This is a genomic window from Halalkalibacter okhensis (assembly GCF_000787375.1).
GTDB classification, from domain to species: domain Bacteria; phylum Bacillota; class Bacilli; order Bacillales; family Bacillaceae_D; genus Halalkalibacter; species Halalkalibacter okhensis.
Genome location: NZ_JRJU01000015.1, coordinates 11943 through 27046, shown reverse-complemented (window position 1 = coordinate 27046; position 15104 = coordinate 11943). Strand labels below are relative to the sequence as shown.

At 38.5% G+C, this 15104-nt stretch carries 13 protein-coding genes; all 13 read left to right on the top strand.

The window, feature by feature from the left end; genetic code table 11:
* Position 1: 1 nt before the first annotated feature.
* The 13 genes from LQ50_RS12145 to rimP all read left to right on the top strand — a co-directional run bounded on the left by LQ50_RS12145 (position 2) and on the right by rimP (position 15102).
* On the top strand, positions 2-307 hold the full coding sequence (locus LQ50_RS12145; protein ID WP_034629601.1) for a hypothetical protein: 306 nt from the start codon (positions 2-4) through the stop codon (positions 305-307).
* A gap of 14 nt (positions 308-321) precedes the next feature.
* The gene (locus tag LQ50_RS12140; protein WP_034629598.1) at positions 322-801 is read left to right on the top strand and encodes a DUF6115 domain-containing protein; all 480 of its coding nucleotides are present in this window, start codon (positions 322-324) and stop codon (positions 799-801) included.
* Between the two features lie 162 nt (positions 802-963).
* On the top strand, positions 964-1686 hold the full coding sequence (rpsB, locus tag LQ50_RS12135) for a 30S ribosomal protein S2 (protein WP_034629596.1): 723 nt from the start codon (positions 964-966) through the stop codon (positions 1684-1686).
* 141 nt (positions 1687-1827) lie between these two features.
* Positions 1828-2709, top strand: a complete 882-nt coding sequence (tsf, locus tag LQ50_RS12130) for a translation elongation factor Ts (protein WP_034629593.1) — start codon at positions 1828-1830, stop codon at positions 2707-2709.
* Positions 2710-2788: 79 nt separating this feature from the next.
* Positions 2789-3508, top strand: a complete 720-nt coding sequence (pyrH, locus tag LQ50_RS12125) for a UMP kinase (protein WP_034629591.1) — start codon at positions 2789-2791, stop codon at positions 3506-3508.
* On the top strand, positions 3508-4065 hold the full coding sequence (gene frr / locus LQ50_RS12120; RefSeq protein WP_034629588.1) for a ribosome recycling factor: 558 nt from the start codon (positions 3508-3510) through the stop codon (positions 4063-4065). The genes pyrH and frr overlap by 1 nt, the downstream gene beginning before the upstream one ends.
* Before the next feature lie 147 nt (positions 4066-4212).
* Positions 4213-4980: an undecaprenyl pyrophosphate synthase gene (gene uppS / locus LQ50_RS12115; RefSeq protein ID WP_034629586.1), complete on the top strand. Its 768-nt coding sequence runs from the start codon at positions 4213-4215 to the stop codon at positions 4978-4980.
* 15 nt (positions 4981-4995) lie between these two features.
* Positions 4996-5793 (top strand): phosphatidate cytidylyltransferase, encoded by a 798-nt coding sequence (locus LQ50_RS12110; RefSeq protein WP_034629584.1) that lies wholly within the window; start codon positions 4996-4998, stop codon positions 5791-5793.
* A 43-nt stretch (positions 5794-5836) separates the two neighbouring features.
* Positions 5837-6985 carry a 1-deoxy-D-xylulose-5-phosphate reductoisomerase gene (locus LQ50_RS12105; protein WP_034629581.1) on the top strand — a complete coding sequence of 383 codons (1149 nt, stop codon included), beginning with the start codon at positions 5837-5839 and terminating at the stop codon, positions 6983-6985.
* Between the two features lie 20 nt (positions 6986-7005).
* Positions 7006-8262: an RIP metalloprotease RseP gene (gene rseP / locus LQ50_RS12100; protein ID WP_034629579.1), complete on the top strand. Its 1257-nt coding sequence runs from the start codon at positions 7006-7008 to the stop codon at positions 8260-8262.
* 31 nt (positions 8263-8293) lie between these two features.
* Positions 8294-9994, top strand: a complete 1701-nt coding sequence (locus tag LQ50_RS12095) for a proline--tRNA ligase (RefSeq protein ID WP_034629577.1) — start codon at positions 8294-8296, stop codon at positions 9992-9994.
* A 119-nt stretch (positions 9995-10113) separates the two neighbouring features.
* Entirely contained in the window at positions 10114-14415 is a 4302-nt protein-coding gene (locus LQ50_RS12090; RefSeq protein WP_034629575.1) for a PolC-type DNA polymerase III, read from the top strand.
* A 216-nt stretch (positions 14416-14631) separates the two neighbouring features.
* Complete coding sequence (gene rimP, locus LQ50_RS12085; protein ID WP_034629573.1) at positions 14632-15102, top strand: ribosome maturation factor RimP; 471 nt, start codon at positions 14632-14634, stop codon at positions 15100-15102.
* The last annotated feature ends 2 nt before the right edge of the window (positions 15103-15104 follow it).

The following is a 15104-nucleotide window of genomic DNA, read 5'->3' as shown; positions in this document are numbered from 1 at the left end:
CATGAGTTTACGTCCGATTGAGGTGCAAGGCTCATTTCCTATGTCTCAGAAATCTGGAAAGATTCAAGAACAGTTACAGCAGCGCGGACAGGTAAGTCATAATGTATTGACTCAGCAACAAAAAGAAGAAGACCTACGGAAAAGAAAGCAAGTAAATGAATCAGGCGCTAATGAAAAAACGAGACTCAAAAAAGAAGGAAACAACAAACATCAACAGCATAGAAAGCGTCAGCATCAAGAGGATGAGAGTTGTGAGGAACAAAAAAAACATCCTTTTAAAGGGAATTATATTGATTTTTCTGGTTGAGAAAGGATGAAGTTATGACGACACTACTCATTACCATTAGTTTGCTCCTTCATGCATTTACTTTTTTATGGATTCTAACTCTTATGAGACAACAGTCACATCATTCGAAAGAAGACTACGATCATTTAAAAAGTGAAATTGAGGATTTACTTGTTTCCTATACTATAGAAATGAAAGAAGAAAATGAGCAATTACTAAAGCGAATAAACGAATATAAAGATTCAACGGCAAATGAAGCTAAATTAGTCTCTCCTTCAAGTGTAACTAAACAAAAACACGAAACAATCGAACAATTTGAAGAGGAAACGGATAAATATAAAGCCTACCATCCTCCAATTCCAAATCTAGAAGAAGAGGATGAGGATATGTACCAACAATCTGATACAACAAAAGTTATTATCCTATCGAAACAAGGGTTAAGTCCAGAGCAAATAGCCAAAAAATTAAATTTAGGAAAAGGAGAAGTAGAATTAATGTTGAAATTTTATCGTTAATGTCTAATTCTGCTTGCAACAAGGCTTCTCATATGATATATTAATCAACGGTGTTAATCACACACGCGCTCTAATTTATGTGATGGTGCTGATTTATCAGTGTCGCATAGAGATGATGAGAGCGGAGGATAAAAAAAACCAATTTTAAAGGAGGTGTTTGATGTGGCAGTAATCTCCATGAAGCAATTACTAGAAGCTGGGGTACACTTCGGTCACCAAACTCGTCGTTGGAACCCTAAGATGGATCGCTACATCTTCACAGAACGTAACGGTATTTACATTATTGACTTACAAAAGACAGTCAAAAAGGTTGAGGAAGCGTATAACTTTGTACGTGACTTAGCAGCTGACGGAGGAAAAATCCTTTTCGTTGGTACGAAAAAGCAAGCTCAAGATTCAGTTAAAGAAGAAGCTGAGCGTTGTGGTATGTACTTCATTAACCAACGTTGGTTAGGTGGTACATTAACGAACTTTGAAACAATCCAAAAGCGTATTACTCGTCTTAAGAATCTTGAAAAGATGCAAGAAGACGGTACATTCGATGTTCTTCCTAAGAAAGAAGTTATTCTTCTTAAAAAGGAAATGGATCGTTTAGAGAAGTTCTTAGGCGGTATCAAGGATATGCAAGGAATTCCTGATGCACTTTTTGTTATTGATCCTCGTAAAGAGCGCATTGCAATTGCGGAAGCTCACAAGTTGAACATTCCAATTGTTGCAATTGTAGATACAAACTGTGACCCTGATGAAATTGATTATGTAATTCCAGGAAACGATGATGCAATCCGTGCTGTTAAACTTTTAACAGGTAAAATGGCAGATGCAGTAATCGAAGCTACTTCTGGTGAAGAAGAAGCAACTGAAGTTGAAGAAACAACAACAGCTTAATTTCATTTACTAAAAAAGGGTGGTAAAGGGGGATTACCCTTTTGCCATCTTTTTTTGTAAATTTGATTACTTTTCAAAAGTAATTTTTGTTTATACGTTTGTGTACGTGTACATACTGACACTATTAAGGAGGCGTTTTGAATGGCTGTAACAGCAAGTATGGTAAAAGAGTTGCGCGAAAAAACTGGCGCAGGAATGATGGATTGTAAGAAGGCATTAACTGAAACGAATGGTGATATGGAGAAAGCGGTAGATTTCCTTCGTGAAAAAGGAATTGCAAGTGCTGCAAAGAAAGCTGATCGTGTAGCGGCTGAAGGTCTTGCTCTTGTAAAGTCTGAAGGAAACAAAGCAGTTATCGTTGAAGTTAACTCTGAAACAGACTTCGTAGCTAAAAACGAGAACTTCCAAAAACTAGTTGGAGACCTAGCTTCACACCTTATCTCTAACACTCCTGCATCTGTAGAAGAAGCTCTAGAGCAACCATTTGCAGATGGACAATCTGTTCAAGAATACATCAATGCTTCTATTGCAAAAATTGGAGAAAAAATTTCTTTGCGTCGTTTTGAAGTAGTAGAAAAAGAAGATGGCGATGCATTCGGTGAATATCTACATATGGGAGGACGTATTGGTGTCCTTTCAGTAGTAGGTGGATCAACTGATGCTGAGCTTGCAAAAGACGTTGCAATGCATGTGGCTGCAATTAACCCAACATATGTATCTCGTGATGAAGTGTCACAAGAAGAAGTTGAGCGTGAGCGTGAAGTTTTAACTCAACAAGCATTAAACGAAGGCAAGCCTGCAAATATCGTTGAAAAAATGGTAGAAGGCCGTCTTTCTAAATATTTTGAGCAAGTATGTCTACTAGATCAACCATTTGTTAAAGATGGCGATCAAAAAGTAGGTAAATACGTTCAAAATAAAGGTGCTTCTGTGAAAAGCTTTATCCGTTATGAAGTTGGAGAAGGCATGGAAAAGCGCGAAGATAACTTTGCTGAAGAAGTAATGTCTCAAGTTAAGAAGTAAATTTTTTGCGAGTAGGGGCACAGTGTGTCCCTTTTTTCAAAGAGGATACAACAACTTCAACTCATGCCGGAGGGTTTTCATGCAAACATATAAACGAGTAATATTAAAGCTAAGTGGTGAAGCGTTAGCGGGAGAACAAGGGTATGGAATTGACCCGATTGTTATTCAATCTGTAGCGAAACAAATTAAAGAAATTGTGGAGCTTCAAGTAGAGGTAGCTGTTGTAGTTGGCGGTGGCAACATTTGGCGTGGAATGGCTGGAAGTGCTAAAGGTATGGATCGTGCAACGGCTGACTATATGGGCATGTTAGCAACAGTTATGAATTCTTTAGCTCTACAAGATAGTCTAGAGGATATTGGGTGTGAAACGAGAGTTCAAACATCGATTGAGATGCGTCAAGTTGCAGAACCGTACATCCGACGTAAGGCGATCCGCCATTTAGAAAAGAAACGTGTAGTTATTTTTGCTGCTGGAACTGGAAATCCTTATTTCTCAACAGATACGACAGCTGCATTAAGAGCAGCTGAAATTGAAGCAGAAGTAATCTTAATGGCGAAAAATAAAGTAGATGGTGTTTATAGTGCGGATCCGTCGGTCGATGCGAATGCGAAAAAATACACGAAAATCTCTTACATGGATGTTCTTAAAGAGGGGCTAGCGGTAATGGATTCGACGGCTTCTTCTTTATGTATGGATAATGACATTCCATTAATCGTTTTCTCTATTATGGAAGAAGGCAATATTAAACGAGCAGTATTAGGTGAAGAAATTGGTACATTAGTAAGGGGGAACTCATAATGTCAGCTGAAGTAAAAAAAGATGCCGAACAACGTATGGCAAAAGCAATTGAAGCTTTAAACCGCGAATTAGCTAAATTAAGAGCAGGACGTGCGAATCCAGCGCTACTTGATCGTGTAACAGTTGAGTACTATGGTGCTGAAACACCATTAAATCAACTAGCAACGATTTCAGTACCTGAAGCAAGATTACTTACGATCCAACCATTTGATAAGTCATCGATTGCCAATATCGAACGAGCGATTCAAATGGCTGACCTTGGCTTAACACCATCAAATGATGGAACGGTTATCCGTATTCAGATTCCGCCATTAACGGAAGAACGCCGTAAGGACCTTGTTAAGTTAGTTAAAAAAGCAGCTGAAGATGCGAAGGTAGCGGTACGTAATGTGCGTCGTGATGCCAATGATGACTTAAAGAAGCGTCAAAAAGATGGCGAAATGACAGAAGACGAGCTTCGTCGTAGTACTGATGACGTTCAAAAATTGACAGATAAAAGCATTGCGCAAGTAGATGAGGTAGCAGAAAAGAAAGAAAAAGAAATCATGGAAGTGTAAGCTAGTTCCATGTAAAATAGACATAGTAAAAGACCCTCTTTTATTCTAGGGGGTTTTTTACACTTTCTTAGTGGTTATGAGTCTTCGAAAAAAAGGCAATGCTAAATGAAGATGAACCTGCTGCTTACATAGATGGAGGGCGCGAACATGCTTGAAAAGTTATCAAAATGGAAATCAACTATGTCATCGCAAGAGAAAAGCAAAGATATAGATGATATAAATGTCCCTAAGCACATAGCTATAATAATGGATGGAAATGGACGCTGGGCAAAACAGAAAGGTTTGCCACGGATTGCTGGACATCGAGAAGGTATGAAAGTCATTAACAAAATCGTTCGCAAAGCGGATGATCTTGGAGTTGAAATCTTAACATTATACGCATTTTCAACAGAAAACTGGAAACGTCCAAAGACGGAAGTGGACTATTTATTAAAGTTGCCTGAACGTTTTCTTAATAAGGAATTACCAACATTGATTGAAAAAAATGTGAAGGTGCGTTTAATGGGGAGTATTGAAAAATTACCAGAACATACGAAAAAGGCTGTTTCAAAAGCAGTAAGAGAGACAGAAAACAACACGGGACTTGTATTAAATTTTGCTCTTAATTATGGAAGTCGTTTTGAATTAATAAATGCAGTCAAAGAGATTGCCCAGCAAGTAGAAAGCGGAACATTACACCCTGCTGAAATTGATGAATCGGTTCTTACAGAGCATTTGATGACTGCAGAGTTGCGAGATCCAGATCTTCTTATTCGAACGAGCGGAGAACTACGACTGAGTAATTTTATGCTTTGGCAAGTGGCGTATAGTGAATTTTGGTTTACAGATGTTCTATGGCCTGATTTTAACGAAAAGCACCTAGTAGAAGCCATTGCCGTCTATCAAAAAAGAGCGCGGAGATACGGTGGCGTTTAAAAGGGGCGAAGGAATATGAAACAAAGAATTGTTACCGGGATCGTAGGTGGAGCTGTTTTCGTTACAATGGTCTGGCTTGGAGGTTGGGTATTCTCCTTGTTTATATCAGTTTTGGCTTCACTAGCTATGGTGGAACTTCTAAAAATGAAGAGAATAGCACCTATTTCGGTTATGGGAATTATAAGTCTATTATCGATGTGGTTACTTCTTGTTCCAACAAACTGGTTTGAACAAGTTGTTCCGTTTCATTTTACCAAAGTAGAAATATTTATTTTTGTTATTTTAGTATTGCTCATGTTTACAGTCATAACGAAAAACACTTTTACATTTGATCAAGTTGGTTTTGTCATCCTTTCATCTGTATATGTGGGTTTTGGGTTTCATTACTTAATTATGACAAGAGAAATACCTGACTATGGATTGTATCTTGTATTTTTTGTTTTGCTTTTAATTTGGACAACGGATTCAGGTGCTTACTTTGTCGGACGTAAATGGGGGAAAAATAAGCTGTGGCCTGATATAAGTCCGAAAAAAACCATTGAAGGCTCAATAGGCGGCATAATAGCTGCTGTGATTGTAGGATTAGTCTTTTATGCTTATTTTCCTATATTCCCTAGTTATATAACGGCAATAATGGTAATTCTAGTTGCTTCCGTATTTGGGCAGTTAGGTGATTTGGTTGAATCTGCGTTAAAAAGACATTACTCTGTTAAGGATTCCGGGAATGTTCTACCTGGGCATGGGGGAATTTTAGATCGGTTTGACAGTTTAATATATGTTATGCCAATCTTACATTTGCTTCAGCTAATCTAACAGAGATAAAAAGGAATTGACTTTAATATTAGTAGGTGAAAATGTGAAGCATATAAGTTTGTTAGGGGCTACGGGTTCAATCGGAACACAAACGCTAGATGTGATTCGTAAACATCCAGAACATTTTACATTAGAATCGATGTCAGTTGGAAAAAATATTGAACTTGCATTACAGCAAGTTCATGAATTTATTCCAGCACTTTTATCAGTACAAACGAAAGAAGATTATGATAAACTAATTCATAAAGTTCCTAACAAAACAAGAGTTGTTTTTGGAACGGAGGGGTTAGAAGAGGTGGCTACAGCACCTAAATCTGATATACTCGTCAATGCTGTTCTTGGAAGTGTGGGCTTGTCACCTACTCTAGCCGCAATTAAGGCAGGGAAGACGATAGCTATTGCTAATAAAGAAACATTAGTTACGGCTGGTCATATTGTTACAGAAGAAGCGAGGCGTTATAATGTTTCTCTGATTCCAGTGGATAGTGAGCATTCTGCTATTTTTCAAGCATTAAATGGGGAAAACATAAAAGAAGTAGATCGGTTAATTTTAACAGCTTCAGGAGGAAGTTTTCGTGAGAGATCACGTGATGAATTAGAAGGCGTTACCGTCCGTGAAGCCCTAAATCACCCAAATTGGTCAATGGGTGCAAAGATTACGATTGATTCAGCAACGATGATGAATAAAGGCTTGGAAGTCATTGAAGCTCACTGGTTATTTAATATTCCGTATGAACAAATTGATGTCGTATTACATAAGGAAAGTATAATTCACTCAATGGTAGAGTACATAGACGGAAGTGTCATTGCACAATTAGGAACCCCGGATATGCGCGTACCGATTCAATATGCGCTCACATATCCAAAGCGATTTGAATCGATTACAAATGAACGATTACATTTATGGGAAATTGGCTTATTACACTTCACAAAGCTTGATATGGAGAGATTTCGCTGCATAAAGTTTGCGTATGAAGCAGGTAAGGTTGGAGGAACCATGCCTACGGTCTTAAACGCAGCAAATGAAATAGCCGTGGCTTGCTTCTTAGAAGGAAGACTCTCTTTCCTAGAAATTGAGCATGTCATTGAACAAGCTCTTGAAAGCCATACCGTAATTAAAAAGCCGACATTAGAAGAAATTATAAAAGTTGATGCCGAGACGAGGGCTTTTATCCACTCTACCATCAAATAAGAAAGGTGGACGATTAACTGATGAATACGTTAATATCAGTCATAATTATTTTTGGACTACTTGTTTTCATTCACGAATGGGGGCATTTATACTTTGCTAAAAGGGCAGGTATTTTATGTCGGGAATTTGCAATTGGGTTTGGACCTAAGATTTTTTCATTTAAACGTAATGAAACAGTGTATACCATTCGTCTACTTCCAATAGGTGGTTTTGTTCGAATGGCTGGCGAAGATCCTGAAATGATTGATATTAAGCCAGGTTATGAGATTGGTCTTGTCTTTAATGCTGCAAGAAAAGTAAGTAAAGTTATTGTTAACAACAAGTCGAAACATCCTGAAGCACTTGTCGTACAAGTTGAAAAAATAGATTTAGAGCATAAGCTTATAATTGAAGCGTATAACGACGAAGGTGAACGAATTCAATATCAAGTTGACGAACAAGCGGTGCTTGTACAAGATGAGCAAGAAACCCAAATCGCTCCTTGGAATCGTCAATTTGGCTCTAAGACAGTTGGTCAACGAGCTCTAGCAATTTTCGCGGGACCAATGATGAATTTTATTTTAGCTGTTGTGATTTTGATCGCGTTCGCTTTGTTCCAAGGAATGCCTGTAGATGAAGCACGTATTGGTGATGTCACACCAGATAGTGCTGCTTTAGAAGCAGGTTTACAAGAAGGAGATCAAGTTTTTTCAATAGATGGTCAACCAATTGATAACTGGGAAGAAATGACGGCTATTATTCAGCAACATCCTAACGAGTCAATTGTTTTCGAGGTCGAGCGTAGTGGTCAAACCTTGACAATCCCTGTCACGCCAGATGAGAGAGTGGGACAATTTGGTGAACCAGAAGGGTTTGTAGGAATTGCTCGTCCAACAGAATTTTCCTTAATGGGTTCCATTATTTTTGGATTTACACAAACCTATATGTTCATGACGATGATTTTTGAAGTGCTAGGCATGATTGTAACGGGGAACTTCTCTTTAGATTATGTTGCGGGTCCTGTTGGAATTTATAATTACACAGGAGAAGCTGCGGCGATGGGAATCTTTGTTTTAATGCAATGGGCAGCAGCGCTTAGTGTCAACTTAGGAATAATAAATTTACTACCTATTCCAGCAATGGATGGTGGACGACTAATCTTTATTGGTCTAGAAGCAGTAAGGGGTAAGCCGATGGACCCGCAAAAAGAAGGGCTTGTCCACTTTATTGGATTTGCTTTGCTTATGCTCTTAATGATCGTTGTTACTTGGAACGATATTAATAAATTTTTCATGTAGTTTAAAAGATGAGTTGGAAAGGACTTAAACAATGAGACAAAGGAATTATTTAACACCTACATTACGGGACGTACCGGCTGATGCAGAAATTAAAAGTCATCAACTTATGCTTAGATCAGGACTCATTCGCCAAACAGCTTCTGGAATCTATTCCTACTTACCTTTAGGGAAAAAGGTACTAAGAAAAGTTGAAGAGATCATTCGTAGTGAAATGGATGAAGCTGGAGGGCAAGAAGTACTTATGCCAGCTATTCAGCCTGCTGAACTTTGGGAAGAATCAGGTCGTTTAGGTGACTATGGTCCAGAGCTAATGAGGTTAAAAGATCGACATGATCGTGACTTCGTACTTGGTGCGACCCATGAAGAAGTGATTACGACTCTTGTTCGTGATGACGTGAAGTCTTATAAAAAGCTTCCGATGAATTTGTATCAAATTCAAACGAAATATCGTGATGAAAGAAGACCTAGATTTGGGGTTCTACGTTCACGTGAATTCATAATGAAGGATGCATATTCGTTTGATACTTCACAAGAAGGGCTCGATAAAAGCTATCAAGATATGTACTCCGCTTACCAAAATATTTTCTCGCGATGTGAGCTTGACTTCCGGGCAGTGGAGGCTGATTCAGGAGCCATTGGTGGTACGGACACACATGAATTTATGGTTTTAAGTGAAATTGGTGAAGATACGATTGCTTATTCTGATCAATCCGATTTTGCAGCAAATATTGAAATTGCTCCTGTCCACGCGAAGTATGAAAAAGCATCTGCAGATCCTTTAGAACTTGAAAAGGTTGACACACCAAACACGAAGACGATTGCTGACCTTACATCATTTTTACAGGTGAATTCAAATGAAACGATTAAATCGCTTCTTTTTATTGTGAACGAAGAGCCTGTGCTTGTTCTTGTACGTGGAGATCATGAAGTAAATGAGGTTAAAGTAGGCAATGTTCTTGGAAAAGCAGTTGTTGAATTAGCTACTCCAGAACAAACAGCTCGTATTTTGGGTTGTGAAACAGGCTATATTGGACCAATTGATGTACCTAATTCTGTAAAGATCATTGCTGATCACGCTGTTGAATTTGTTACAAACGGTGTATGCGGTGCAAATGAAAAGGATAAGCATTATAAAAATGTGAATCCAGGTCGAGATTTTGCTGTAGCTGGTTATGAAGATCTTCGTCTAATTCAAGAAGGGGATCCGTCTCCAGATGGAAAGGGAACGATTCAATTTGCCAAGGGAATAGAAGTGGGGCATGTATTTAAACTGGGTACAAAATACAGTGAAGCTCTTGGGGCAACTTTCTTAGATGAAAATGGTAAAACGCAATCGTTGATAATGGGTTGTTACGGTATCGGTGTTTCTAGAACGGTTGCTGCGATTGTTGAACAGCACCATGATGAGAATGGAATTGTATGGCCTGCCTCTGTTGCACCATTTGATTTACATCTTGTTACGATTAATGTGAAAGATGAAGGTCAAAGAAATCTTGGAGAAGAGTTGTATCAAACATTAAAACAAGAGCGATATGATGTTTTGTTTGATGATCGCCCTGAACGTGCAGGGGTGAAATTTAAGGATTCCGACTTGTTAGGTTTACCAATTCGTATAGGAGTTGGGAAAAAAGCCGCTGAAGGAATTGTCGAGTTGAAAATAAGAAAAACTGGGGAAATGATTGAAGTCCATATCTCTGACTTACTTGATACGTTAAAAAAGCTGAGTAAGTAACCTACAGTTTTATATTTATGTTAAAATGGTATCTCATGTCAATGAGGTACCATCTCTTTTCATGTAGAAAAAAATCAATTATAATAGAGGATAGATTGAATAGTGGGGAGGTTGTTTGGATGTCACAAGATGAACAAATACGTAAGGAACGACTACAGTTGCTTCTCCAACAGTTACAAATGCCCGATCAAATAGTGGAGACACATTTTCAAGGGGCGCTAATTAGAAAATTAGTGATCTCAAAAGAAAAAAAAGCGTGGCATTTTCATATAGAATTACCTGTTGTTGTACCAGCTCAAGTGTACGAATTATTTACTGAGAGATTAAGAGGAACGTTTGAGCATATTGCTGCTGCTTCGTTTACTTTTCATTATCAACGCCTTCAGCTAGAGGAGTCGGAGTGGATTGATTACTGGCCACTAATTATTTCAAAGTTATCTCAGATCTCAGACGGTATTCGTGATTTATTAAAGAAACAAACACCAAAATACGATGGGAAAAGACTTGTTATTCAAGTGAGGAATGAAACAGAAGCGGTTGCTTTAAAAAGGAAGTTATCTGAACCTTTTCAGTCAACACTCGTTCAACTTAGTTTGCCGCCTGTCCATTTTGATACGCATATTCATGAATCAAAACAGGAGTTTGAGAAGTTTGTTGAGAAGCGAGAACAAGAAGACCATTCGAAAGTGGTCGAGGCTATTTTAGAGAAGAAGAAAAACGAACAACAAGCAGAAAAAGAGCTTAGTGGCAAACCTTTGGTTATTGGGTATCCAATAAAAGATGAGCCTATGCCACTTGAAGCGATCGTTGACGAGGAACGTCGTGTCACTGTCCAGGGTTACGTATTTGACGCAGAAACAAGAGAGTTAAGAAGTGGAAGAACGTTATTAACTTTTAAAATTACTGATTACACGGATTCGATCCTTATAAAAATGTTTTCAAGAGACAAGGAAGATGTCCCGCTTCTTCAAGCTATTAAAAAAGGAATGTGGGTGAAAGTTCGCGGCGGGATTCAAAATGATACATTTGTACGTGATCTAGTGATGATCGGAAATGATGTCAATCAACTAAATCCTGTTGAACGAAGTGATGCTGCAGCAGAAGAAGAAAAACGGGTGGAACTACACTTGCATACAACGATGAGTCAAATGGATGGCATTGTTTCTGCAGGTAGATATGTTGAACAAGCTGCCAAATGGGGTCACCCAGCAGTAGCCATTACGGATCATGGGGTTGTTCAATCGTTTCCTGAAGCCTACTCATCTGGAAAGAAACACGGAATCAAGATATTATATGGAATTGAAGCCAACCTGGTCGATGATGGTGTGCCAATTGCCTACAACGAAGCTCACCGTTTATTAATGGAAGATGAATATATTGTCTTTGACGTTGAAACAACAGGTTTGTCAGCTGTGTATAACACCATTATCGAACTTGCCGCTGTCAAAATCAAAGGCGGGGAAATCATTGATCGCTTTGAATCATTTGCAGATCCACATGAACCGTTAACGAATACCATTATTGAATTAACTGGAATCACAGATGACATGGTTAAAGGTCAGCCAGAAGTTGCTGATGTTCTTCGTGATTTTAAAGAGTTTGTTGGGGATGGCATTTTGGTAGCGCATAACGCTAGCTTTGATATGGGGTTTTTAAACGTCGGCTATCAGAAAATTGGTCTAGGGGAAGCGAAGAACCCAGTTATTGACACGTTAGAGTTAGGTCGTTTCCTATACCCAGAGTTGAAAAACCATCGACTTAATACACTCTGTAAAAAGTTTGATATTGAGCTAGTCAGTCATCACCGAGCTATTTATGATGCTGAAGCAACGGGTTACTTGCTATGGAAAATGGTGAAAGATGCCAATGAGCGTGATATAACGTATCATAATCAATTAAATGAACATATGGGACAAGGAAATTTCCATCGCCAGCGCCCCGCGCATTGTACCATTTTAGCGCAAACACAAGAGGGTTTGAAAAATCTTTATCAACTTGTGTCAATGTCACATTTAGAATATTTCTTCCGAACGCCAAGAATTCCAAGGTCACAGCTCCAAAAGCATCGCAATGGTTTATTAATTGGTTCTGCCTGTGATAAAGGCGAGGTTTTTGAAGGTATGATGCAAAAGTCAGCGGATGAAGTCGAAGAAATTGCGAAATTCTATGATTACATCGAAATTCAGCCATTGGCAACATATCAACATTTAATAGAAAAAGAGTTAGTGAAAAGTGATGCGGCATTAGAGGAAATTGTCTCAAATATTGTTAAGCTCGGAGAAAAGCTAAATAAGCCAGTTGTTGCAACTGGAAATGCTCATTATTTACACAAAGAAGATTATATTTACCGAAAAATATTAATTGCATCACAAGGTGGAGCTAATCCACTTAATAAACAAACATTGCCTGAGGTCCATTTCCGTACAACAGATGAAATGTTGGACGCTTTTGCATTTTTAGGTGAGGAGAAGGCGAAAGAAGTTGTCGTCACGAATACTCAGAAGGTTGCGAATCTCATTGACGAAATACATCCAATTCCAGATGATTTATATACTCCTAAAATTGAAGGTGCGGATGATGAAATTAGGGAAATGAGTTATAGCATGGCAAAAAGTATTTATGGAGAAGAATTGCCAGAAATTGTTGAAGCTCGAATTGAGAAAGAGCTAAAGAGTATTATTGGACACGGATTTGCTGTTATATATTTAATTTCTCATAAACTCGTGAAGAAGTCTTTAATTGATGGCTACCTAGTTGGTTCACGGGGGTCGGTTGGTTCATCATTAGTAGCAACATTAACTGAAATTACGGAGGTTAACCCGCTTCCGCCGCATTATGTATGTCCTAACTGCCATCACTCTCATTTTTTTGATGATGGATCTGTCGGTTCAGGATTTGATTTACCGGATAAAGATTGCCCTGAATGTGGGGCAGCTTATATAAAAGATGGACAAGATATCCCGTTTGAAACGTTTTTAGGCTTTAAAGGAGACAAAGTTCCCGATATCGATTTAAACTTCTCTGGGGAGTATCAACCACGTGCCCATCATTATACAAAGGAATTGTTCGGTGAAGAGTATGTATATCGTGCAGGTACAATTGGTACGGTTGCTGAAAAAACAGCCTACGGTTATGTCAAAGGGTATCAAGGCGATCATGACCTTCATATGAGAGGGGCAGAAATTGATCGACTTGTCTCGGGTTGTACTGGAGTGAAACGAACGACGGGGCAACACCCTGGCGGAATTATTGTTGTTCCTGATTATATGGACATTCATGATTTTAGCCCCATCCAGTTTCCTGCAGATGATAAAAATTCAGAGTGGAAGACCACCCATTTTGATTTCCATTCGATTCATGACAATTTGTTAAAATTAGACATACTGGGGCATGATGACCCGACCGTTATTCGTATGCTTCAAGATTTAAGTGGAATAGATCCGAAAACCATTCCAACTGATGATCCTGAAGTGATGAAGATCTTTGGAGGACCAGATGTATTAGGAGTAACAGAAGAACAAATCATGTGTAAGACAGGAACACTCGGTATCCCTGAATTTGGAACAAGATTTGTTCGACAAATGCTTGAAGAGACAAAACCGAGTACATTCTCTGAATTAGTTCAGATTTCTGGATTATCTCATGGTACGGATGTTTGGCTGAATAATGCGAATGAGCTTATTTATAACGGCACATGTGAATTAAAAGACGTAATTGGTTGTCGTGATGATATAATGGTTTATTTGATTTACAAAGGGCTTGAGCCTTCTTTAGCTTTTAAAATTATGGAGTTTGTTCGAAAAGGGAAAGGCCTTCAACCTGAGTGGATTGATGAAATGAAAAATCATGATGTTCCAGATTGGTATATTGGTTCATGCTTAAAAATTAAGTACATGTTCCCGAAGGCCCACGCGGCTGCTTATGTTTTAATGGCTGTTCGAATTGCCTATTTTAAAGTGCACCATCCAATACTCTATTATGCTTCCTATTTTACTGTTCGTGCAGACGATTTTGATTTAGATACAATGATTAAAGGACCTGCTGCTATTAAAGCAAAAGTACAGGAAATTAACGCAAAGGGATTGGATGCATCTCCTAAGGAAAAGTCTGTACTTACCGTTCTTGAACTTTCATTAGAGATGTGCGAAAGAGGATTCTCATTTCAAAAAGTGGATCTGTATCGTTCAAGTGCAACAGAGTTTATTGTAGAAGACAATTCACTCTTACCACCATTTAATGCCATGACAGGGGTAGGAACGAATGCAGCACTTAATATAGTGAAAGCAAGAGAAAATGGCGAATTTCTTTCGAAAGAAGATTTGCAGCAACGAAGCAAGTTAACGAAGACCGTTTTAGAACATTTAGATGAGCATGGATGTTTAGAGGGAATGCCCGATTCCAATCAGCTTTCACTGTTCTAGTCCGCTCTAGTGCTGTTGCAATGCGTTGTATAGTATGGTATTGTGTTATATGGTAATACTTAGAATATGTTACGCAAAAGAGTGGGGAAACCCACTCTTTCGTTGTTCGATCTACTTTTTTCTAGTAAAACAAGCGGCGTAACTGAAGATACTATCATTAATCATTATTCGGTTCGCTATCCATACATGAAATAGTAGAACAGCGAGGAGGGTACTATGAGTAAGAAAGTCACTGAAATAACAAGTGAATTAGTAACGCCCATTTTAGATGAGCTTAATCTTGAACTTGTAGAGGTGGAATTTAAAAAAGAAGGACCAAATTGGTTTTTACGAATTTTTATCGACTCAGATACAGGAGTAGACCTTGAAGACTGTGGTGTTGTAAGTGAGAAGTTGAGCGAAAAACTCGATGAGCTTGATCCAATTCAACAAGCTTACTTTCTTGAAGTATCGTCACCAGGAGCAGAAAGGCCACTAAAAAAGGAAAAAGATATAACGAAAGCGGTCGGGAAAAATGTCCACGTCACAACATATGAGCCGGTTGACGGAGTAAAGACATTTGAGGGCAAGCTTGTTCATTTTGATGGTGAACATTTAGAAGTTGAAGTGAAAGTCAAAACTCGTAAAAAAGTGTATACAATCCCATACGTAAAAGTAGCAAACGCAAGGTTAGCTATTATATTCTAAAA

What these genes read in the sequence shown, in the direction of transcription:
- LQ50_RS12145 (WP_034629601.1), top strand. Translation starts at nt 2, where the DNA reads ATGAGTTTACGTCCGATTGAGGTGCAAGGCTCATTTCCTATGTCTCAG.
- LQ50_RS12140 (WP_034629598.1), top strand. Translation starts at nt 322, where the DNA reads ATGACGACACTACTCATTACCATTAGTTTGCTCCTTCATGCATTTACT.
- tsf (WP_034629593.1), top strand. Translation starts at nt 1,828, where the DNA reads ATGGCTGTAACAGCAAGTATGGTAAAAGAGTTGCGCGAAAAAACTGGC.
- pyrH (WP_034629591.1), top strand. Translation starts at nt 2,789, where the DNA reads ATGCAAACATATAAACGAGTAATATTAAAGCTAAGTGGTGAAGCGTTA.
- frr (WP_034629588.1), top strand. Translation starts at nt 3,508, where the DNA reads ATGTCAGCTGAAGTAAAAAAAGATGCCGAACAACGTATGGCAAAAGCA.
- uppS (WP_034629586.1), top strand. Translation starts at nt 4,213, where the DNA reads ATGCTTGAAAAGTTATCAAAATGGAAATCAACTATGTCATCGCAAGAG.
- LQ50_RS12110 (WP_034629584.1), top strand. Translation starts at nt 4,996, where the DNA reads ATGAAACAAAGAATTGTTACCGGGATCGTAGGTGGAGCTGTTTTCGTT.
- rseP (WP_034629579.1), top strand. Translation starts at nt 7,006, where the DNA reads ATGAATACGTTAATATCAGTCATAATTATTTTTGGACTACTTGTTTTC.
- LQ50_RS12095 (WP_034629577.1), top strand. Translation starts at nt 8,294, where the DNA reads ATGAGACAAAGGAATTATTTAACACCTACATTACGGGACGTACCGGCT.
- LQ50_RS12090 (WP_034629575.1), top strand. Translation starts at nt 10,114, where the DNA reads ATGTCACAAGATGAACAAATACGTAAGGAACGACTACAGTTGCTTCTC.
- rimP (WP_034629573.1), top strand. Translation starts at nt 14,632, where the DNA reads ATGAGTAAGAAAGTCACTGAAATAACAAGTGAATTAGTAACGCCCATT.